This is a genomic window from Streptomyces johnsoniae (genome assembly GCF_031845565.1).
Classification (GTDB): domain Bacteria; phylum Actinomycetota; class Actinomycetes; order Streptomycetales; family Streptomycetaceae; genus Streptomyces; species Streptomyces johnsoniae.
Map to the genome: position 1 here is coordinate 207025 of NZ_JAVREV010000010.1, position 20581 is coordinate 227605.

General features: G+C 72.9%; 12 protein-coding genes and 1 pseudogene. 4 read left to right on the forward strand and 9 right to left on the reverse strand.

The window, feature by feature from the left end; all coding sequences use genetic code 11:
* Positions 1 to 149 precede the first annotated feature (149 nt).
* The 3 genes from RM779_RS19380 to RM779_RS19390 all read right to left on the reverse strand — a co-directional run bounded on the left by RM779_RS19380 (position 150) and on the right by RM779_RS19390 (position 4898).
* The gene (locus RM779_RS19380) at positions 150 to 2012 is read right to left on the reverse strand and encodes a right-handed parallel beta-helix repeat-containing protein (RefSeq protein WP_311618994.1); all 1863 of its coding nucleotides are present in this window, start codon (positions 2010 to 2012) and stop codon (positions 150 to 152) included.
* Positions 2013 to 2091: 79 nt separating this feature from the next.
* Entirely contained in the window at positions 2092 to 2859 is a 768-nt protein-coding gene (locus tag RM779_RS19385; protein ID WP_311618995.1) for an RraA family protein, read from the reverse strand.
* 65 nt (positions 2860 to 2924) lie between these two features.
* Positions 2925 to 4898, reverse strand: a complete 1974-nt coding sequence (locus RM779_RS19390) for a hypothetical protein (protein WP_311618996.1) — start codon at positions 4896 to 4898, stop codon at positions 2925 to 2927.
* A 164-nt stretch (positions 4899 to 5062) separates the two neighbouring features.
* Between RM779_RS19390 and RM779_RS19395 the strand changes: the two genes are divergently transcribed.
* Together RM779_RS19395 and RM779_RS19400 are read left to right on the forward strand one after the other, a co-directional pair.
* Positions 5063 to 6310: an FCD domain-containing protein gene (locus tag RM779_RS19395; RefSeq protein ID WP_311618997.1), complete on the forward strand. Its 1248-nt coding sequence runs from the start codon at positions 5063 to 5065 to the stop codon at positions 6308 to 6310.
* 2 nt (positions 6311 to 6312) lie between these two features.
* Complete coding sequence (locus tag RM779_RS19400; RefSeq protein WP_311618998.1) at positions 6313 to 7737, forward strand: glycoside hydrolase family 28 protein; 1425 nt, start codon at positions 6313 to 6315, stop codon at positions 7735 to 7737.
* A 37-nt stretch (positions 7738 to 7774) separates the two neighbouring features.
* Here the strand turns inward: RM779_RS19400 and RM779_RS19405 are convergent, their stop codons facing one another.
* Together RM779_RS19405 and RM779_RS19410 are read right to left on the reverse strand one after the other, a co-directional pair.
* The gene (locus RM779_RS19405; protein WP_311618999.1) at positions 7775 to 8989 is read right to left on the reverse strand and encodes a hypothetical protein; all 1215 of its coding nucleotides are present in this window, start codon (positions 8987 to 8989) and stop codon (positions 7775 to 7777) included.
* 101 nt (positions 8990 to 9090) lie between these two features.
* Entirely contained in the window at positions 9091 to 10551 is a 1461-nt protein-coding gene (locus tag RM779_RS19410; protein ID WP_311619000.1) for a pectinesterase family protein, read from the reverse strand.
* A gap of 194 nt (positions 10552 to 10745) precedes the next feature.
* On the opposite strand from RM779_RS19410, the gene RM779_RS19415 reads away from it, so the two are divergent.
* Complete coding sequence (locus tag RM779_RS19415; protein ID WP_311619001.1) at positions 10746 to 12668, forward strand: GDSL-type esterase/lipase family protein; 1923 nt, start codon at positions 10746 to 10748, stop codon at positions 12666 to 12668.
* Positions 12669 to 12831: 163 nt separating this feature from the next.
* Positions 12832 to 13660 (forward strand): annotated as a pseudogene (locus RM779_RS19420) (helix-turn-helix domain-containing protein).
* Here the strand turns inward: RM779_RS19420 and RM779_RS19425 are convergent.
* The 4 genes from RM779_RS19425 to RM779_RS19440 all read right to left on the reverse strand — a co-directional run bounded on the left by RM779_RS19425 (position 13626) and on the right by RM779_RS19440 (position 20532).
* Positions 13626 to 15371 carry an ABC-ATPase domain-containing protein gene (locus RM779_RS19425; protein ID WP_311619002.1) on the reverse strand — a complete coding sequence of 582 codons (1746 nt, stop codon included), beginning with the start codon at positions 15369 to 15371 and terminating at the stop codon, positions 13626 to 13628. The pseudogene RM779_RS19420 and the gene RM779_RS19425 overlap by 35 nt on opposite strands.
* Positions 15372 to 15464: 93 nt before the next feature.
* Positions 15465 to 16685: a metal-dependent hydrolase family protein gene (locus RM779_RS19430; protein ID WP_311619003.1), complete on the reverse strand. Its 1221-nt coding sequence runs from the start codon at positions 16683 to 16685 to the stop codon at positions 15465 to 15467.
* 8 nt (positions 16686 to 16693) lie between these two features.
* Positions 16694 to 18409 carry a hydantoinase B/oxoprolinase family protein gene (locus tag RM779_RS19435; RefSeq protein ID WP_311619004.1) on the reverse strand — a complete coding sequence of 572 codons (1716 nt, stop codon included), beginning with the start codon at positions 18407 to 18409 and terminating at the stop codon, positions 16694 to 16696.
* A complete protein-coding gene (locus tag RM779_RS19440; RefSeq protein WP_311619005.1) occupies positions 18406 to 20532 on the reverse strand; it encodes a hydantoinase/oxoprolinase family protein in 2127 nt (708 codons plus the stop codon). Before RM779_RS19440 ends, RM779_RS19435 begins: the two co-directional genes overlap by 4 nt.
* Between the last annotated feature and the right edge of the window lie 49 nt (positions 20533 to 20581).

The following is a 20581-nucleotide window of genomic DNA, read 5'->3' on the forward strand; positions in this document are numbered from 1 at the left end:
GTGCTGTGTCGGCGGCTTCGCCCGGGGCGCTCGGGGTGCCGGGCACGCCGTCCGCGGATCGCGCGTGTGGTGGATCGCCCGCCGCGGGCGGCCCGGCGGCGGGCCGCCCGCGGTGCTCAGGGGGCCGGTGCGGCCCGTTCAGCCGACTGTCAGGAGGTCTCCTCCGGCACCGGGTAGGGGAAGGAGTCCTGGACGCCGATCCGGTCGTACTCCATCCGCGAAGTGTCGAACTCTTCCTGCCAGTTGGCGTTCTCCACGGTGTTGCACTGGTAGCTCTGGTACTTGTCGTCGGTGACCTCGCCGACCTCGATGTCGGTGAAACTGAACCCGCAGCCGCCGGCGTCCATGTGCACGCCGCGGGTGCCGCTGTCGGGCATCGAATCGTCCGGGATGACGTCGCCGATGACGACCTGCCGCACGTGGTTGTCGATCGGGTGCGGCTCGGCGTTGTCGACGCCGTAGGTGTAGAAGGCGCCCATGTCGCCGCTGTCCAGCCCGACATCCTCGATGCGCAGGTACTCGAAGACGTTGTCGCGGGCGTAGTTGTCCTCCGCCGCGACCTCGGGGCGCACTTCGAGGCTCACCCCGTAGCGGGCGCTGTGCTCGATGTGGCTGTAACTGACCTCGTTCCGGCCGGTGTTCATCAGCTCCACGCCCGCGGCGTCGCCGGGCACCAGCTCCCCGTAGTGCGTGATGTAGTTGTTGGTGAAGAGGTGGCCGTAGGAGGTGTCGCCCTCGCCCGGGTAGGGGCCCTCGACCTTGATGCCGTCCGCGCCGATGTTCTCCAGCAGGCTGCCCTGGACGGTCAGCCCCTCGTTGGCGAAGAGGGCGTAGACGGCGTGGTAGCCGGTGTCGGAGATGCGCATGTTCGACAGGGTGATGTCGCGGCTGTTGGTCACCGTCACCGCGCCGAAGCGGTTGCGGGGCATCTCGATCTGCCGGTCGTACTCCGGATACTCGTGCCGGTAACCCGAGTCGCCCGCGCTGATCCAGCCGAAGCGGTACCAGTCGACGAAGTCGCTGTACTGAAGGGCGAGACCGTCGAACGTGATGTTCTCGACCCGCTCCTCCGGGCTGCTGCCCGCCACTTCGATGAGGGTGTCCGCGACCGGCGCCATGATCTCGACGTCCTCGATGTTGCCGCGCGGCTTGTAGTAGAGCTGGCCCTCGTCGTAGTCGAGGTAGTACTCGCCGGCCTGGTCGAGGAAGTCCAGGGAGTTCTGGAGGAAGTACCGTGATCCGCTCCGGCTGTTGATCAGCGCGTAGCGGGTCCAGTACTCCATGGTGATCTGGTTGTCCTCCCAGGTGGGGTTCTGGATCGGCACCGTGTCGGTGAACCAGCTCCAGCTGCCGCCCGACCAGATGAACACCTCGGCGTCGTCGAGGTCCCAGCTCGGGTCCCAGTCACCGGGGTTGGAGTACAACCACTGGCGCACGCCCTCCTTCTCCGGCTCCTTCAGCACGGAGAACAGGTACGGCGCCCACTCCTCGTCCGAGGCGCGGTTGGGGTAGCGGGCGGTGGTGGCCCGCTGGCCGTCCTCGAAGAGGGTGTGGAACGGGTTGTCGGTACCGACGTCGGCACGGTAGATGCCGTCCTGGTACTCCTCCCAGTCGGTGACCCGCTCGGCGCCGACGACGCGCGCCTCCCCGGGGCCGTCGTAGCTGCGGTAGATCACCTCGTGGCCGCGCGTTCCCGAGTCGTTCTCGTCGAACTCCAGGGCCTGGTCCACCTGGTAGTCACCGGCCCGGAGGTTCACCACGATGTCGCAGCGCATCCGCCGGGTCAGGCCCTCCTCGCGCAGGTGGTCGCGGGCGTGCTCGATCGTCTGCCAGGCGTCGTCCTTGTCGCCCTCCGCCCGGTCGCTGCCGTCCGGGGAGACGAAGAACTGCCGGGGCTCGCACCCATCGGCGGCGGTGACGGCGTCCCCGGGCAGTGCGGCTCCGGCGACCAGCAGCAGGGTGCTCGCCGCCAGTACCGGAAGGCTCCGGTTCGGTCTACGGGTTCTGAGCAAAACGGGATCTCCTTGCGTGTCGGAACGTCGGCTTCTCCGGTTCCGGGATTGAGGGTTCTTAAGGTGGGGGGCGGGGTCGTCAGGCGGAGTTCCGGTCGCGCCAGCGCTCGTACTCGGCACGGGTCTCTGCGGTCAGCGGGTAGTAGTCGGCGAGTGCTCCTCCCTCCTCGATCCGGGCGCGGCTGAAGCGCTCCCACTCCTCGTGCTCGCGCGCGGCGGCGACCACCGCCTCGGCGCGCCGCCGCGGCACCACCACGGCTCCGTCGTCGTCGGCCACGACCAGGTCGCCGGGGAGTACGAGGACGCCGCCGCAGGCGATCGGCACGTCGTAGGCCCAGGGGAAGAGCTCCGCCTGCGAGGCGTAGTGCGGTGTCGCGCCGGTCGACCAGATGGGGAGGCCGGTCTGGCGCACCCGGGGGAGGTCGCGGACGCAGCCGTCGACGACGATCCCGGCGCCGCCCTTGCGCTGGAAGTAGCGCACCAGCATGTCGCCGAAGCAGCCGGTGTGCGTGCTGCCGTAGGCCTGGACCATGAGCACGTCCCCGGGCTCGACGGCTTCGAGCACCGCCCACAGGGCGGTGTGCCGTTCGACGTACTCGTGGCCGAGGCCCGAGGCGACGTCCTCGCGCTGCGGCATGAACTGGAGGGTGCGGACGCGGCCGACGACCGCCTGCCCGGCCGTCAGCGGGCGGGGCCCGGAGACGAACGTGCGCCGGATGCCCTGGGCGTGCAGCTTGGCGCACGCGGTGGCCGACGAGATGCCGGACAGCTCGCGCAGGAGTTCTGGGGCGGCGGTGCCTGGTGTGGCGCCGCGCACGGGCAAGTCCCACACGGGGTGGTCCTCCACTGACGCTCTCCTCATCGTTCCGCTGGTTGTGGTCGTGTCGGGTGCTCGGGTGAGGCATACCGGGGTCAGGGGGCGGGGCGGGCCGGCCGGTGGTGGGCCGCCGGGTAGGCGCGCGGGGTCAGGCGGAGTTCGAGGCGGACCCGGCGGCCGGGTGGCAGCTCCACCTCGAGCCGGGGGCCGCCGACGGGCAGTTCGCGGGTGCCGGTGACGGTTTCCGGCGCGGTGTACGCGCGCGGGTCGCCGGGGTAGCCGGGCCCGGCGGCGCCGGAGCGGAGGGTGTCGAGGCGGACCGTCTCGATGCGGTGCTCGCCGAACGAACCGGCGCGCACCACGACGCGGCGGGTGCCGGTGAGGCCGGTGTGGACGAGTTGCACGCAGGTGCGGTCGGGGCCGATGTCGTCGACCAGGGCGGCGATGTCGGCCGGGAGCCCCGGCCTGCCGCGCCGCGCGTCCTCGTAGGCCAGGCGCAGCGGCAGCAGCCCGCCGTTGTACAGCACCTGGGGGGTGCCGGTGGTCAGGTGCAGCAGGGCTTCGGTGAGCACGGGGTTGTGGCGTTGCCAGTGGTGGATGTCCAGGCTGCCCGGGGTGGTGGTGTCGGCGGCGATCAGCGCCATGCGCCGTTCCACCTGGGCGAGGGCGACGCCGAGGACGGCCGTCGGGTAGTCCGGGTTCTCGCCGCGCAGGTAGGCGAGCCAGGGGGCCTCGTGCCCCGCCTCCTCCTTGTTGCGGAAGCAGCGCACCGTGCGCCAGTCGTAACCGCCGGCCGCGCGCAGCCGCTCGATGCGCTCCGCGTCCTCGGCCGCCGCTCCGGCGTGCCACAGCCACACGGGCAGGGCGAGTTGGGGCGGCTGGTAGTCGAACCAGCCGCCGTCGGCGTACCGGTTGGGCACCAGCAGGGTGGGGCGGGCCGCGTCCTCGCCGAGTTCGGCGTACCACCGGTCGCTGATGCTCATCTCGGTGTCCGTGACAGCGCCGGTCACCGCGTGCCGGGCCACGAGGTCGAGCGGGCCGCGGCCGATGTCGAGCCCGTCGGTGCGGCCGGTCAGCAGCACGCTGTTGACCGCGGCGATCACGGCGGCGTTGCCGACGCTGTAGAGGCCGTGGGGCCAGGTCCAGCCGTAGTTGCCGCCGTACCAGCGGCCGCCGTGCAGCTCCCCCACGCGGCCGGAGGGGCCCACGTTGTCCGGCAGGACGCCGCCGCACTCCTCGGCGCGCCGGCGCCAGGCGGCGACGTAGCCCAGCGCCCAGTCGCGGTAGCGGTCGTCGTGGCCGTACAGCCAGGCGTTGGTGGCCAGGCTGGTGGCGGCGAGGTTGACGACGGCGTCACCGCGGCCGATCCGTTCCCGCATGGCGGCGCCCATGCGGGCGGCGTTCGCCGGATCGGCCAGGTCCGCCCACGAGGAGATGCCCGGCAGGTCGCGCAGCGGCAGTCCGTACGGCCGCATCGAGGCCAGGCCGGTGCCGTAGGAGGCCCACTCCTCGTTGATCCCGTAACGGGGGCCGCCCGCACCGTTGTGCGGGGCGCGGATCACGGCCGCTTCCGGGTCGTAGTTCCCCGTCGGTGAGGACGGCAGGTACAGCTCGGCGAAGCGGTGGGCGCGCGCCTCGAAGTGCTCGTCGCCCGGGTCGGCGGCGCAGATGCCGTAGAACAGCAGCATCGACTCCCCGAGGTGGAACCAGTCGTAGCCACGCTCGAACTCGTCGACGACGTAGCCGCGTTCGGTCAGCTGGGCGGTGACGCCCAGCCAGTGGTGCTTGGCGGCGTCGAGAAGGTCGTCGGCGCCGCCGAGTTGGTAGAGGGTCGGCCAGTTGAAGAACGCCTCGTAGAAGTCGTCGGCCCCGTCGCGGCTGGCCGAGGGCCCCTCGTAGCGCAGGCCGCCGTCGGGCGCGCAGTAGCGCCGGGCGAAGGCGCGCCAGGCCTCGTCGAGCGCGTCGAAGAGCCTGCGCTGGAGCACGGCCCACAGGGGCGGCACACCGACGGGAACGGAGGCGGTGACGCGCGGTGGAGCCGCCTCCGCCTCTCCCTGCCCATGGCTCATGGCTGCCTCCTCGACTTGGGCGATCATGGTTTAGTGGGTCAATAATCGAGCAACGATAATTTGATAGATTCACGTCAATCGCCCGTCAAGGCGCAGGACAGAACTGAAAAATTGATGACGGCGACATTGCCGTCCCCGCCGAGCGAGTCATAAATTTCTGCATCATGGAGACACCAGAGCCCGTGACCGATCCCCGTTTGCCGAGGTTTCCGCAGCTGAGCGAGGAGGACCGCGCGACCCTGCGCGAGTGGTCCTCGCGACCGCCCGAGGCACTGCGCATGCGCAGCCGCATGGTGCTGGCCTGCGCCGAGGGGCTGACGAACGCGGAGATCGCCAGGCGCCTCCAGGTCAGCCCCGCGACGGTGGCCAAGTGGCGGGAGCGCTACCTGAGCCGGGGAGTGGCCGGGCTCGGCGACGCCCCCCGGTCCGGGCGCCCGCGCAGCGGCAGCCGGCAGGACGCGGAGAGCCGTATCGCCGACGTGCTCGAACAGACCCGGCGCGGCGACCCCGTTCCCTCCACCCGCGTGCTCTCCCGGGCGCTCGGCCTGTCCCAGTCCACGGTCGCCCGCATCTGGCAGGAGCAGCAGCGCGAGCAGGAGGGGGCGCGGCCGACGGCGGGCGCCGCCCCCGCCGACGCGTCCCTCGCCGACGCGTCCCTCGCCGACGTCGCCTCCGCCGACGGCGGCGACGCGGCCCTCGCCACGCCGCTGCCCAGGCAGTTGCTCTCCGACCACGTGTACGCGCTGCTGCGCGGCTGGATCGTCGGGGGCGAACTGCTGCCCGGCCAGCGGCTCGTCGAGTCGCACATCGCCCGCCGGGTCGGCACCAGCCAGGCCCCCGCCCGTGAGGCGATCAAGCGGCTCGCGCACGAGGGGCTCGTGATCTCCCAGTCGCACCGGGGCACGTACGTCGCACAGGTCTCCGAGCAGCAGGCGCAGGACGTCCGCGATATCCGCGTGATGTTCGAGGAGTACGCGGCGCGCCGGGCAAGCGGGCATCTGGACGGTGCACACCTGCGGCTGCTCACCGACGACATCGAACGGCTGCGCCGGGCGGCCGAGGAGGGCGACATCGGCGACTTCCGGGATGCCGACATGTCGTTCCACCGCCACGTCTGCGAAGCGGCGGGGAATTCGGCGCTGACCCGCCTCTGGCGCATGATCGAGTCCAGCATGTGGGGCCTGCACGTGCTGGGCAACCCCCGTTACACCGGCGACTGGCGGGCGATGGCCGAGTACCACGCCGAGCTGCTGGACGCCCTGCGGGCCGGCGACCCGGACACGGCGGGGCCGATGTTCGCGGCACACGCCGCCGGTGAGGCGACTCGCTACCACCGGGAGCACCCCGCGCCCGCGCACCACCCGACCGGTGAACCCGGTCCCTTACCCTGTCCCCCGCACCGGGAGTCGTGACCATGAGCCGTCCCGCACGCAGAAAGGTCCTGCGGCTGGGCGCCGCGGCGGCCGCCACCGTTCCCCTGGCCGGCGCCGCGGGCGTCCGCGACGCGCACGGAGCCTCCGGGGTCACCGGGGCCACCGCGTGCCCGCGTTTCCCCCGAGCCTGGTTCCCGATCACCGACTACGGCGCCGTCGGCGACGGCGTGAGTGACTGCACGGCCGCCATCCGGGCGGCCGTGCGCGCCTGCCACGCCGCCGGCGGCGGGCACGTGCTGGTCCCGCCGGGCGACTGGGCCACCGGCGCGATCCACCTGCGCAGCGGTGTCGACCTGCACGTCACCGAGGGCGCCACGGTGCTCTTCGACACCGATCCGGCGGCGTACCTGCCCCTCGTGCTCACGCGCTGGCAGGGGGTCGAGGCGTGGAACTACTCCCCCCTGATCTATGCCTACCGGCAGCACGACATCGCCGTCACCGGCCGCGGCGTCCTCGACGCGCGGGGCGACACGGAGCACTGGTGGCCGTGGAAGGGGTCGGGCCAGTACGGCTGGGAGCCGGGCATGCCCAGCGAGCTGGCGGACTGGGGCGACCTGGAGCGGTGGGGAGCGGAGGGCGTCCCGGTGGCGGACCGGGTCTTCGGAGAAGGGCACTACCTGCGGCCCAGCTTCCTCCAGCCGCACTCCTGCCGGAACGTCCTCGTCGAGGGCGTCACCCTGCGCAACTCCCCTTTCTGGAACATCCACCCCGTCCTGAGCCGCGACGTCACGGTCCGGGACGTGCGGATCGAGTCCCAGGGCCCCAACAGCGACGGCTGCAACCCCGACTCGTGCCGGAACGTCACCATCCGCCGCGTCACCTTCGCCACCCACGACGACTGCATCGCCATCAAGTCCGGTCGCGACCAGGACGGCTGGCGGGTCGGCGTCCCGTCCCGCGACATCCTCGTCGAGGACTGCGTCTACCTCAGCGGCGGCGCCGCGGTGGCGATCGGCAGCGAGATGAGCGGCGGCGTCCGTGACGTGACCGCCCGCCGGCTGTACCTGCCGCGCCACCCGGACCTCGAAGAGGACTCGGTGGGCTGGGTCCTCAACGTCAAGTCGACTCCCACCCGCGGCGGTTACGTGCGCGATGTCCGGGTGACGGACGTCGACGCGCCCGCCTGGACGTACGTGCCGTTCGAGGTGACCTTCCAGTACGCGGGCGGCACCGGCGGCGAGCACTTCGCCGAGGTCTCGCGGCTCTCGGCGGCGCGCTGGTCCCTGGGCGGCCCCTGCGAGTACCCGGTGCGCGTCCGCGCCCGCCCGGCGGCTCCCGTGCGCGACGTGCGGCTGGCCGACCTGACCTTCGACGACGCCGCGCAGGACATCCTCCTGGAGTCCGTCACCGGCCTCCGCCTGCACGACGTGGTCGTCAACGGCGAACCCCAGGAAGGGCCGCTCTGACGCCCGGGCCGGCCGCCCGTTCGCCCGGGCGGCCGGCCTACGGAAGATGGCCGCAGGCCACGTCGAGGTCCCACAGGACGACGGAGAGGGCGAAGGGACTGATGGTGTGGTCCCCGTGGGTGGCGTCCTCCAGCAGTTCCCAGTGTCCATTACCGATCACCTCGACGCGGTGCCGTACCACCGGCTCGTATGCGCGGTGCCCGACGGCGTTGAAGCAGCACTCGTCGAAGCGGTTGAGGATCTGCAGCTGCCGGCGGTGCTCTCCCACGGCGGCCAGGGCGTACAGGTCCATGAAGTCGGAGATGCCATAGAACGCCGGGTGACTGTCCCTGCGCTGCTCCCAGTCGCCGGTCGTGGGGCTCGGCTTCGGCGGCGCGGAGCGCAGGAAGAACGGCAGCGAGCCGGCGGCCGGATAGCTGCGCGTCACCCGGGGGTCGAGGGCCGGGTAGACCGTGGCGGCCCAGCCGCCGCCCGACAGGCCGATCATCTGCACCGAGGACGGCCGGTACTCCCGCCGCACGTGATTCATCGCGACGGTCAACGGCTCAAGGAAGAACCGCAGCGTCGAGAACCCCGGCGTCTCCCACGGCCCGAGGTCGTCGTGCGACTCCACGGTGACCGTACGGGCCGGATCGTCGGGGTCCCGGAGTTCCTTGGGGTTCCAGTGGTAGAACGGCATGGCGAAGAGCAGCACCGCGTAGCCGGCGTCCAGTAGCGCCTGCGCGGTGCGGGCCATGGTGCCGGGCTCCTCACCGTGGCCGTTGTGGTAGAACGCGAAGCGCGTGTGGTCGCTGTGGCGCGGCAGGAGCAGGAAGACGACCGACCGCAGCTCGAACGGCATGCGCACGGTGAGCCGGTCGACGCGGCGCACGCCTTCGAACGCCGGCAGTTCGGGGGCGGCGACGCCGCGCTCCACCGCCGGCAGCGACGTGGGCAGCAGGCCGTCGGCGGACTTCCAGACCTCCGCGACCAGGGCGGCTCTGAGGGTGCGCGCGTCCTCCTCGGTGTGCACCGTCATCAGCTGCTCGCAGTCGACGCCGACGGCCTCCTGCGGCAGCGCCTTGTAGTCGATGCCGTGGGCGGCGGCCACCTCCGCGTTGACGGGGGCAACCGGCCGCGGCCGGGGCGGCGCCGGAACGGGCCGGGACGCCGCGGCGTGCGCGGCGCCGGCCGCCGGTCCTGCGGCGGCGGCGGCGGTGGCCGCCGCCGTGCCGAGGGTGCCGATGAGCGCTCTGCGGGATACCGGGGACATGAGGCGATCTCCTGCCGTGGTCGTGGTCGCCGCGTTCGAGGGGGCGCAGGGTCCGGGCGACGGGTCCGGGCGGTGGGGCGGGCGGTGGGTCCGGGCGACGGCTACGGCCGGCGCGGGTCCCAGCCGTCGAGCAGGGTCGCGGGGTCGCGCCATCGCTCGGCCTCGGCCGCGTCGAGCTGCCGCGAGCAGGGCAGCCGGTCGCCGACGTCCACCGGGTCGCCGGCCAGGTCCGTGCTGCCGTGCTCCCAGAAGCGCAGCCGGTCCGCCGTGGCACACTCGGCGTCCGTGAGGCCCCAGCCCTCGGGGGCGATGTGGTCGTCCATGGCCGAGTCGATGAAGACGACCTGGCTGCCGAGGAAACGGCTGTCGATGCGGCCGAGCAGCACCGACCCCTCGGGCACCGACGGGGCCCGGGTCAGCCGGGTGTCGACGAAGACGTTGCCGGGGCCGTCCTCGGCGTTGCGTATCTGGGTCACGTAACCGGCGTCGAGGGAGCGCAGTTCGGAATCCTGGACGAACACGCCGCCGGTGCCCCAGACGAAGTCGACATCGCCCTCGACGTAGCTGTCGGTCACGAAGGCCCGGCCCTGGAGCCGCAGGCTGTCCTGGTGGCTGAGCACGGCGACGCGCTCCAGCACGATGCGGTCCCCGTTGCCGCGGAACGCCTCGGCCTGGGAACCGCCGTCGGGCGTGAGGTTGTGCACGGTGAGGTCCTCCAGCCGGAAGTCGTCCGCGTCCACACCGAACGCCGCCCGCCAGCAGTTGAATCGGTCGGGGTGCGGGAGCACACGGCGCGGGCAGTAGCTCTGCCGGGCCGGTACGTCGGCCATGGCCGCGTCGCCGTTGAGCACGCTGTTGTTCGGATACCCGATCACGGTGCGGCCCGCGCCGCTGCCGCCGACCGTGAGGTGCGGCTTCGTCTGCGGCACGTAGACGATCTCGCGGTACATCCCGGGCGCCACGTCGATCCGGACGTCCTCGGTGTTGTCCTCGGGAACGAAGTCGACGGCCCCCTGGACGGTGCAGAAGTCACCGCCACCCGCCTGGTCGACCGTCAATTCCCGGGCGCCGGGCGCCGGCCCCTCCTGGGTACGGAACCGCCAGGTCTCCGGGTCCTCGATGCCCGCCCGGCCGCGGACGAAGCCCTCGTCCATGGTGACGTAGTACTCCTGGCCGGGGTCCAGGACGTAGTGCAGGTGGACCGAAACGGTCCGGCCGTCCACCACCACCGGCTCGTAGAACCAGCGGTGCACCTCGCCGTAGTCCGACAGCGCGCCGCCGATGCTGCGCTGGTACGTGCCCGGGTCGGCGAGGTCGATGTTGTCGACCAGCGTCCCGTCGGCGTGGTGCACCTGCAACTGGCCGCTGTCGCCCAGTTGTACCGGGCCGTCGAAGGTCAGCCGCAGGGCGGTGTCCACGCAGACGGGATCGGCGAGCCCGCGCGGCTGGAGGTCAGGCGCGGGACGCGCCGCGGGGGTGTCGGCGGCGGCCTGCTGGGATGCGACCGGCACGAGGACGGTGAGCACCCCGGCGAGTGCCACGAGTGGGCGGAACAGGCGCATGGGACGGGCTCCTTACGCCGACGCGCCGCGGAGCGACGACTCGGCAGACCGGAAGAGCGCTGCTACTCTTTCCTTGGCATGCATCTGGCATACCAGCTTGATGGAAGCACAGCGGCACCGCGCTGAACACCCCCCTTGAGGTCACTTTCGGGACCGCCCGCGCCGAACGCCTGTCTCCTCCGAGGAGTGTCCGCATGACCGTTCCCCCGCAGGCCGGTGCGCCGGTCCCCGTCGTGCTCTGCGGCATCCGCGGCTACGGCGGCCACCACCGCGCGAACCTGCGGCGGCTGGCCGGCGAAGGCCGGGTGCGTGTCGTCGGCGTCTGCGATCCGGCGGCGCCCGCCGACGGCGAGCTGGACGGCCTCGGCGAGCCCGCGTGGTCCGCCGACCTCGCCACCCTGCTGAACGAGCGGCGGCCCGCGATCACGGTCGTCTCCACGCCGATCCACACGCACCTGGACCTCGCGCTCACCGCCGTGCGGTCCGGCTCCCACCTGCTGCTGGAGAAGCCGCCCGCCCCTTCGCTCGCCGGTTTCCTGGAGCTGGCGGGCACGCTGCGGGCGACGGGGCTGGCATGCCAGGTGGGCTTCCAGTCCTTCGGCTCCCGCGCCCTGGCCGCCGTACAGGAGTTGGTGGCGGACGACGCCATCGGCCGGCCGCACGGCATCGGCGCCGCCGGCGCCTGGGTGCGCGACGCCCGGTACTACGTCCGCACGCCGTGGGCCGGGCGCCGCCGTCTCGGCACGGGCTCGGGAGCGGCGGACGCGGTCGACGTGGTGGACGGCGTGCTGACCAACCCGCTGGCGCACGCCGTGGCCACCGCCCTGCGGATCGACGGCGGCGACCGCGCCGAGGACGTCGCCGCGGTGGAGCTCGAACTCTTCCGGGCCCACGACATCGAGGCCGACGACACCTCCTGCCTGCGGCTGACGACCACGCGCGGGACGACCGTGACCGTCGCCGCCACCCTGTGCGCCGAACGGAACGCCGCACCGTACGTCGTCGTGCACGGCGAACGGGGCCGCATCGTCCTGTGGTACACCGAGGACCGGGTCCTCCTGGAGCGCGCGGGCCACGGGCCGGAGGAGCGCGTTCATCCCCGCACCGATCTGCTGGACAATCTGATCGCGCATCTGCGGGACGGTGACGCGCTGTTGAGCCCGCTGGAACGCAGCGGCGCCTTCACCCGCGTCGTCGAGGCGATCCGCACGGCCCCGGACCCGGCGCGCCTGCCGCCGGGGGCCTGGCACGTGAAGACGGACGGGGCGGCGCCGCGCCGCGTGATTCCCGGCGTCGGGGCGCTGGTGGACGCGAGCGCCGCGTCCCTCTCCCTCTTCTCGGAGCTCGGCGCCCCCTGGGCCGTCCGGCGCACCCAGATCCCGCCGCGGCGCCGCGCCGGGGGCGGGCGGACCGCGCGCCGCACCCTCCACCTCGCCGGCGACTCCACCGCGGCCGGGAAACCGGCCTCGGCCGCTCCGATGACCGGCTGGGGCACGGCACTTCCCCGGTTCCTCGCCCAGGACCTGGCCGTGGCGAACCACGCCGCCGACGGCCGCAGTTCGCGCAGTTTCCTGCTGGAGCGCCGGCTCGACCCGATACTGCGGGCCCTGCTCCCCGGCGATCTGCTGCTGGTCCAGTTCGGCCACAACGACCAGAAGACCGAGGACGCCTCGCGGCTGACCGACCCGTTCGGCACCTACCGGCACTGCCTGCTGCGCTATGTGCGGGCCGCGTGCGACCGGGGCGCGCGTCCGGTGCTCCTCACGCCGGTGGAACGCCGCCGCTTCGACGCGGCGGGCCGCGCCGTGGCCACCCACGGCGACTACCCGGGGGTGGTGCGCGAACTGGCGGCGGCGGAGGGCGTTCCGCTGCTGGACCTCCAGGCCGAGACGCTCGCACTGTGGCAGCGGCTCGGGCCAAAAGGGAGCAAGGACGCCTTTCTGTGGCTCTCCCCCGGCGAGCACCCCAACCACCCGCGCGGTGCCCGGGACGACACCCACTTCCGGCCGCACGGCGCCGCCGAGGTGGCGCGCCTGGTCGCGCGCGGTCTGTGTGCCGCGGGGCTGCTCGCGCCCGAGGACCTGCGCGGAACGGCCGACCCGCCGCCTCTCCCCTGACGGCGAGTGACCGGTGCCCCCGTCCCGTTCAGTCCGTCCGCGCGGCGTGGCGTGGCGTGGCGGGCGGTGAAGGCTGATGCGGTCCACGGCGGGTGCACATGACGATCCGGCTCAGTGGGACGTCGCACGTCCGCGGCGGCCCGGCCGGGTGGCCGGTATCAGCATGGCCGGGTTCGCCGCCCGCAGCCTGACCGGCCTCCGGATGGTCCCGCACCCGGCCGTGATGCTGGTTCTGGTGTTCGGCGCCGGGCGGCCCGTCGTGGAGGAAGCCGCCGGGCGGCGGCGGTGGGGAAGTCTCGTCGCCTGGCCCGCATTCGGGTGCGGAGGCGCGGTCCGGGCGCGGGGCGAGGACGTGGCGTGCGTGCAGGTGCGCCTCTCCCCGGTGGTCGCACGTGCGGTGCTGGGCGCCTGCCGGGCCGATCTGGACGGCGCGGTGGTGGCCCTCGACGATCTGTGGGGCCGGGAGGCGTCCCGAATCGGTGAGCAACTGGGCGACGTTTCCTCGTGGGAGGCGCGCTTCGCGCTGACGGACGCGTTGCTCGCCCGCCGCTGGGCGGCGCGGGCGCGGGTGGACCCGGAGGTGGCCCGGGCCTTGGACCTGATCGTCGTCAGCCGCGGCCGGGTCCGGGTCCGGGTCGGCCAACCGGCGGCCGACCTCGGGTGGAGCCGCAAGCGCCTGTGGTCCCGGTTCCACACGCAGCTCGGCCTGCCGCCCAAACGGGTCGCGAAGCTGGTCCGCTTCGCCCCTGCCGTCCACCGCCTGGTCGCGGGTGAGGGCGCGGCCCGCGTCGCGGCCGACGGCGGCTACAGCGACCAGTCGCACCTGCACCGGGACGTCCTGGCGTTCACCGGAGCGACCCCCGCGACCGTGCCCCACGAGCCGTTTCTGAGGGGTTGACGATGTCGCATGGCCGGCCACGGAACACGAGCTCGTGCAGCCGGGACGTCGGCCGTCCGTCAGCGGAACACCCGCAGGGTCCGCAACCGGTTGACGGCGGCGGCGACTTCGTAGCGGCGGGGCACGGCGAAGTCGTCGTCGTGCACCGACCTCAGCGCCGCCACGCCGTCTTGGCCGTCGAGATCCAGGTCGAGCAGGTCCAGGGCCTGGGCCAGGGACCGCCGTCCGTCCAAGTGGCCGCGGCGCACCAGCAGTTCCATCGCCAGGCCGACGCCGGTGACATGCGGTGCGTCCGCGAGCTGCTCGACGCCGCGCAGGTCCAGCTCGTGCTCGCCGAAGACCAGGTGGTCCGTGCCCCGGGCGCGGATGCGGGAACGCCCCCGGGCGGTGGCGTCCAGGGAGGACGGGTCCGGACGGCGGGGCACCACGCCGGGAAAGGAGTCCGCCTCGGCACGCCGTCCGGTGGGCCGGGCGGCGATCTCGCGGGCCCGCCCGGTGACGTCGTACGGGCGGTAGGCGTCCAACATCACGACCCGGTCGGCGACTTCGAGGTAGTCCCCGGAGCCGCCCATGACCAGCACGGTCGAGACGCCGTGATCGCGGTGGAGGGAGCGCACGGAGTCCACCAGCGGGGTCAGCGGCTCGCGCTCCTTGGCGACCAGGGCCTGCATCCGGGCGTCCCGGATCATGAGGTTGGTCGCGGCGGTGTCCTCGTCGATGAGCAGGACCCGGGCGCCCGCCTCCACGGCCTCGCACAGGGAGGCCGCCTGCGAGGTGGAGCCGGAGGCGTTGGGGGTGGAGAAGTCCGTGGTGTCCGCCCCGCCCGGCAGGTGATCCACGAAGGCGTGCACGTCCACGCGCTCCACCCGGCGGCCGTCCTCGGCGCGGATCTTCACCGTGTCGTGACGGGCGACGACGCGTTCCCGCCCGTCACCGGGCGCGTGGTCCCAGATGCCGGACTCCAGGCCGCGCAGCAGGGTCGACTTCCCGTGGAATCCGCCGCCGACGATCAGGGTCACCCCCTCGGGAATGCCCATGCCGGTGACCGGGCCCGCGTGCGGCAGCCGCACGGTCACCCGAAGCTCGTCTGGCGCCAGGAAGGGGACGAGACCCGAGCCCCGGGCGGGACGGTCGTCCGCCCCGGAACGGCGCGGCAGCAGCGCCCCGTCGGCGACGAAAGCGACGAGGCCGAGTCCCGGCAGCGCGGCGCGCAGCGCGTCGGAGTCCTCCACGGTCGCGACGAACTCCCGCACCGCCGCCTCGTCCGGCGCCGCGTGGCGCAGAGCGCGTTCGGCGAGCCGCGGCAGGCCCTGGCACAGCAGCCGCCGCGCGTCCCGGCCGTCGATCCGCCGACGCGGTCCCGGCAGCGCGACGCCGAGGCGCAGCGTGACCGATCCGTCGGCGGCGCCGATCGTGCACGAACCGCGGTCCAGCACCTCCTGCCCGCCCGCGTCCACCTGGTAGGCCGACTCCCCCGCGGCCTCCCGTGCCGCGCGGCGCACCAGGTAGCCGGCCAACGCCCTGCGGCGCACCGGCGAGTCCCACAACTCGCGGGGGAACCCGGCCTGTCGGCCGGGTACGTGCACGGCGACGCGGGCGGGTGGGGCGAACGGGTCTGCCTGGCTCCTGACCAGCTCCAGGGTGGCTCCCCCGGGCAGCTCCCAGGCGCCGACGAGCCCCTTGTAGCGCCCGTACGGCGCGCCGTCGAGCCGCTCCAGCTCGCGGTCAAGACCGGACCGTTCCCGCCGCCCTTGTCCGCCCGCCTGCTGCCGCATGTGCTCCCCGTTTCCGAACGACTGGGCCATGATCGACGTTCACGATATTGAACTTGTCCCCGCCGTCCTGCCCGGGGGTCGAATACGGCGGCGAACGTTCCGCCGGGTCCTGGCAGGGCGGGTTCACGCGAGCGGCTCGTCCCCGGCGGCCACCGGCGTTCCGGCGCGGATCACCAGGCGCGGCCTGGCGGCGTCCCACAGGGCCGCCGGGTCGTTCAGCGGGTCGGCGTCGAGCAGCAGCAGGTCGGCGCGGGCGCCGACGGCGATCCGGCCGAGATCGTCCCGGCCGATGAGGCGGGCGTTGACCGAGGTCGCCGAACGGAGGGTGGCCAGCGCCCCGGATGCCTCGGCCTGGAGGCGGAGGCCGAGGAGCTGGTCGTCCTCCAGATCGCCCATCAGGTCACTGCCGAAGCCCACCGGCACCCCGGCCGCGTGGGCACGTTCGATGGCGACCCGCCCGGCGTCGAGGACTTCGGCGTTCTTCGCCCTGCCCACGGCCGGCAGGCCGACCTCCTCGCCTCTGCGGTTCATCGCGTCGTAGGCCACCAGCGTCGGCACGAGGTACGCGCCGTGCTCGGCCAGCAGCGCCGCGGTGGGCTCGTCCAGCAGGTTGCCGTGCTCGACCGAGCGCACGCCGTTCGCCACGGCGTGCCGGATCGCCTCCGGGGAGTAGGCGTGCGCGGCGACGTAGGAGCCGCGGCGCGCGGCCTCCGCGGTGACCGCCGCGATCTCCTCGGCGGAGTACTGCGCCGGCCTGATCGGGTCGGTGGGCGACACCACCCCGCCCGAGGCCATGATCTTGATGGCGTGGGCGCCGCGGCGGAAGCGCTCGCGCACGGCCACCCGCAGGTTCTCCACGCCGTCCACGACCTCGTTCATATGGCCGCCGTGCAGGCAGATGTCGTACTCGGCCGGCCTGGCGTCGCCGTGCCCGCCGGTCTGGCTGAGCGCGGGCCCGGTGTAGAGGTAGCGCGGCGCGTCGATCAGGCCCGTGGTCACCGCCCTGGCGAGCCCCGGGTCGCCGCCGGCCACGTCCCGCACCGTGGTGAAGCCGCGGTGCAGCGCCCGCCGCAGCCTGCGGGCGCCGGCCAGGGCGAGGTAGCTGAGCGGCCCGGCGTCGAACTCCAGGTTGTGCAGGGAGATGCCGTAGGCGTGGAAGTGCGCGTCGATCAGCCCGGGTACCACGGCGCGGCCACGGGCGTCGATGACCCGTTCCGCCCTGGTGACCGAGGGGCCGATCTCGGCGATGGCGCCGTCGCGCACGAACAGCGAGGTCTCGGACAGCTCGGCGGACCAGCCGTCGAAGACCAGGGCGTTGTCAAGGGTCAGCTCACCCGCGGTCATGGCGCGGCTCACCTCCCCGCGGCGCGCAGCGCCGCGGTCTCGGCGGCGACGACGGTGAAGTCGGTGGTGTCGACGGCCACGCCGTAGCGCTCGCGGGCGGCCGGCGCCGACACGAAGCCGTTGCGGACGTCCCTGGCCACGGCCGCCGGGTCGCGGGTGAACGGATCGCCGTAACCGCCGCCGCCCCCCGTCTCGTTCGCCAGCGTCTCCCCCGTTTCGAGGTGGTTGTAGCTGCCGCCCTGCACGACCTCGCGGTCGGTGCCCGCGTTGAGCACGATCCTGTTGGGCTTCCCCTCGCCGCCGCCGTCGATGGACCACGGGTTGGTGCGGGTCTTGTAGACCAGGCAGATGCCGGTGGCGGGGGCGGTGAAGCGGTAGACGCGGCTGACGCCGACGCCGCCGCGGAAACGCCCGGGGCCTCCGGTGTCGGGGCGGTAGCCGTAGGAGTCGATGACCATGGGGGACTTGGTCTCCAAGACCTCGACCGGGTTGTTGCGGCATCCCGGCTCGGACAGGTGCATGATGCCGTCCTCGCCGTCCGCGTCCCTCGTGGCCCCGAAGCCGACGGCCTCGTTGGTGGCCTCCTGCCACGCCTCGCCCGTCCTGGGGTTGACGCCGAGGCCCATCATGGAGCACACGTCGCCGCCGGAGCAGGCGGGCACCAGGTCGGGCATGCCCTCGGCGAGCGCCTTCAGGATCACCTCGCCGGCCAGGAGCCCCGTCCACAGGGTGAAGGTGGGCATGGGCGGCTCGGCGTGCATCACCGAGCCCGGCTCGGTGACCACCCGGAGCGGGGCGAAGTTGCCCGCGACGACGGGGCTGTCGGGGGTGGTGAGCGCCTTGAAGATCAGGCTGGAGAGGGCTTCGGTCTGGCCGCGCGGCAGGTTGATCGGCCCGCGCACGTCGCGGGCGCTGCCCGTCCAGTCGACGACCATCTCCTCGTCGGTGACGGTCACGGTGGCCGTCAGCTTCACCAGCGTCTCGCGGTCCACGCCGTCGCTGTCGACGAAGTCGGTCGCGCTCCAGGTGCCCTTCGGCAGCTTGCCGAGACCGATCCTGGCGAGCTTCTCGCCGTGCTCGTTGATCGCCCGCATGGCGTCGAGCAGGCTGTCCCTGCCGTATTTGCGGGCGATCTCCTGAGTGCGCCGAACGCCCGTCACGCAGGCCGAGACCTGCGCCTGGATGTCTCCGATGGTCCGCTCGGGCATCCGCGAGTTGAACCTGATGACGTTGAACACGTCCGTGTTCTGCTCGCCTTCGCGGTACAGCCTGGTGGCGGGGAAGACCAGTCCCTCCTGCGAACTGTGCGTGGAGTCCAGGACGTAGCCCGGGTCCTTCTGGTTGAGGTCGAGCACGTGGATGCGGCAGGAGGCGAAGCCGATCAGCTCGGACTCGAAGTGGATCGGCGCGAAGACCAGCGGGTCCAGGGTGTGCGCCGAGGACCAGTAGGGGTAGTTCAGCAGGTACACGTCGCCCGGGCGCATCGCGTCGGCGCCGAGGAATTCGAGGGACTTCTTGATCCCGTAGTCGTTCCCCCTGGTGAAGATCGCGATGCCCGGGGCGTCGGCGACCACGTCGCCCGCCGCGTCGTGGATGCCGATGCCGTAGTCGTGGATCTCGTAGACCACGGTGTTGTAGGCGGTCCTGCACAGGTTGCGCGCGACCTCCTCGGCGGCCGACAGCAGCCCGTGGCGGATGATCTCGATGGTGATGGCGTCGGTCATCGGCTCTCGTCCTTCCCCTTGTTCTCCTGCTCGCTGCGCTGCTCGCTGCCCTGCTCGTTCTTCCGCTCGTCGCCCGCCGGGTCCCCGGCCTCCCGGCCGATGGCGATGACCAGCTCCCCGTACCGGCCCACCGTCAGCCGGTCGCCGCGGTGCAGCACGGTGGTCGCGGTGTGCTCGGTGATGATCGCGGGGCCCTCGATGGCGTCGCCGCCGAGCAGTTCCTCGCGCACGTGCACCGCGTACGCGGCCGCCGCGCCGTCGGGCGCGTGCACCTGGCGCGTTCCGCGCGGGGCCGGCTCGCCGCTCTCGCGGGGGGCCAGGGTGGGCAGCCCCGGCTTGTCGACCACGCCGACCGCTCGCAGCCGCAGCGCGGTGATCTCCAGTGGGTCCGTCATCACATGCCCGTACTGCCGTTCGTGAAGGGTCGCGAAGACCTCCTCGACAACGGCCGCGGGGTCCGCGGCGTCCTCGGGCAGCGCCACGCTGACCGAGTGCTCCTGCCCGGTGTAGCGAACGTCCACGGTGCGGGCCAGCTCCCGCCGCCCGGGGCCGAAGCCCTCTTCGGCCAGGACGGCGTCGGCCTCGGCCGCCATGCTGGCGTACGCCGCGTCCACGGTGGCCCGGTCCACGTCGGCGAGCGCGGTGACGGAGGTTCTGGCGAAGTCGTGCTGCACATCCGCCATGAGCATGCCGAGCGCGGAGAACGCGCCCTGGCCCGGCGGGATGATCACCGAAGGGATGCCGAGCTGGCGTGCGACGTCCACCGCGACCAGGCCGCCCGCGCCGCCGAAGGACAGCAGCGAGAAGTCCTTCGGATCGTGGCCGAGCTCGACGGTGATGGCCCGCACGGCACCGGTGATCTTGGTGTTGGAGATCTGGAGGATGCCGCGGGCCAGCTCGGTCGTGCCGAGGCCGAGGTCATTGGCGATGGACCCGAGCGCGGCCCGGGCGCCCTCGGCGTCCAGGGTGAGGGTCCCGCCCAGCGGGGTGTCCGTGCCGAGGTAGCCGACCGCGAGCGCGGCGTCGGTGAACGTCGGCTGGGTTCCGCCGCGGCCGTAGGCGACGGGCCCCGGCACCGCGCCCGCGCTCTGCGGGCCGACCTGGAGGGCGCCGGCGTCGTCCAGGTACGCGAGCGAACCGCCGCCCGAGCCGATGGTGTGGATGTAGAGCGAGGGCGTGTTGATCGGCAGCCCCTCAAACTCGGTGCCGTGCTGGAGTACGGGCTGGGAGTCGAGCACCAGGGAGGCGTCCAGGCTGGTGCCGCCCATGTCGATGGTGATCAGGTTGGGCCGGCCCGTCAGCCTGGCGAACGCCGCCGCCCCCACCACGCCGCCCGCGGGGCCCGAGAGGATCAGGTTGACCGGCTGCTCCCTGGCCGCCGTGCCGGTCATGCCGCCGCCGCCCGAGCGGGAGATCAGGAAGCGCCCGGCGAAGCCGCGGCTCTCCAGCTCGTTTTCGAGGCGGTGGAGGTAGCTGCGCACGACGGGCTTGATGTAGGCGTCGAGGACGGCGGTGGAGGTCCGCTCGTACTCCCGGTACTCCCGCGAGAGCTCGTGGGAGACCGTCACCTCGATGCCGGGGCTGCTCTCCAGCAGGATGTCGCGCATCCGCGCCTCGTGCGCGGGGTTGGCATAGGAGTGCAGGAACGCGATGGCGACCGCCTCGTACCCGCGGTGCGCGATCTCCCGCGCGATCCGGCGCGCGTCGTCCTCGTCCAGCGGGGCGCCCACGGTGCCGTCGAAGTAGGAGCGTTCGGTCACCTCGAAGGTGTCGTAGCGCTCGAGCAGCGGGGCCTGCTTGCGGTGGCGGATGTCGTACATGGCGCGCCGGTCGGTGCGGCCGAGCAGGTACACGTCGCGGAAGCCGCGGGTGGAGATGACCGCGACCCTGGCGCCCGACCTGGTCAGCAGCGAGTTCAGGCCCAGCGTGGTGCCGTGGTTGAACATGGCCACGTCCGGCATGTCGACCGCGATCTGGTCGAACGCGTTCAGTACGCCCTCGGTCGGGGAGGCGGGCGTCGTGGGGACCTTGTCGAAGCGGAGTTCACCCGTTCGGGGATCGAGCTTTACGACGTCCGTGAACGTTCCTCCGACGTCGATCGCGACGCGGATGTCCTGCGGCATGCGGGCGCACCTTTCCTGTTTCCTGCGTTGTGCTTGTGGTTCTTCCGGA

Bases quoted from the DNA above. Each gene is read 5' to 3' on its own strand.
- RM779_RS19395 (WP_311618997.1), top strand. From the start codon at position 5,063: ATGGAGACACCAGAGCCCGTGACCGATCCCCGTTTGCCGAGGTTTCCG.
- RM779_RS19415 (WP_311619001.1), top strand. From the start codon at position 10,746: ATGACCGTTCCCCCGCAGGCCGGTGCGCCGGTCCCCGTCGTGCTCTGC.
- RM779_RS19390 (WP_311618996.1), bottom strand. From the start codon at position 4,898: ATGAGCCATGGGCAGGGAGAGGCGGAGGCGGCTCCACCGCGCGTCACC.
- RM779_RS19410 (WP_311619000.1), bottom strand. From the start codon at position 10,551: ATGCGCCTGTTCCGCCCACTCGTGGCACTCGCCGGGGTGCTCACCGTC.
- RM779_RS19440 (WP_311619005.1), bottom strand. From the start codon at position 20,532: ATGCCGCAGGACATCCGCGTCGCGATCGACGTCGGAGGAACGTTCACG.
- RM779_RS19430 (WP_311619003.1), bottom strand. From the start codon at position 16,685: ATGACCGCGGGTGAGCTGACCCTTGACAACGCCCTGGTCTTCGACGGC.
- RM779_RS19425 (WP_311619002.1), bottom strand. From the start codon at position 15,371: ATGGCCCAGTCGTTCGGAAACGGGGAGCACATGCGGCAGCAGGCGGGC.
- RM779_RS19400 (WP_311618998.1), top strand. From the start codon at position 6,313: ATGAGCCGTCCCGCACGCAGAAAGGTCCTGCGGCTGGGCGCCGCGGCG.
- RM779_RS19435 (WP_311619004.1), bottom strand. From the start codon at position 18,409: ATGACCGACGCCATCACCATCGAGATCATCCGCCACGGGCTGCTGTCG.
- RM779_RS19405 (WP_311618999.1), bottom strand. From the start codon at position 8,989: ATGTCCCCGGTATCCCGCAGAGCGCTCATCGGCACCCTCGGCACGGCG.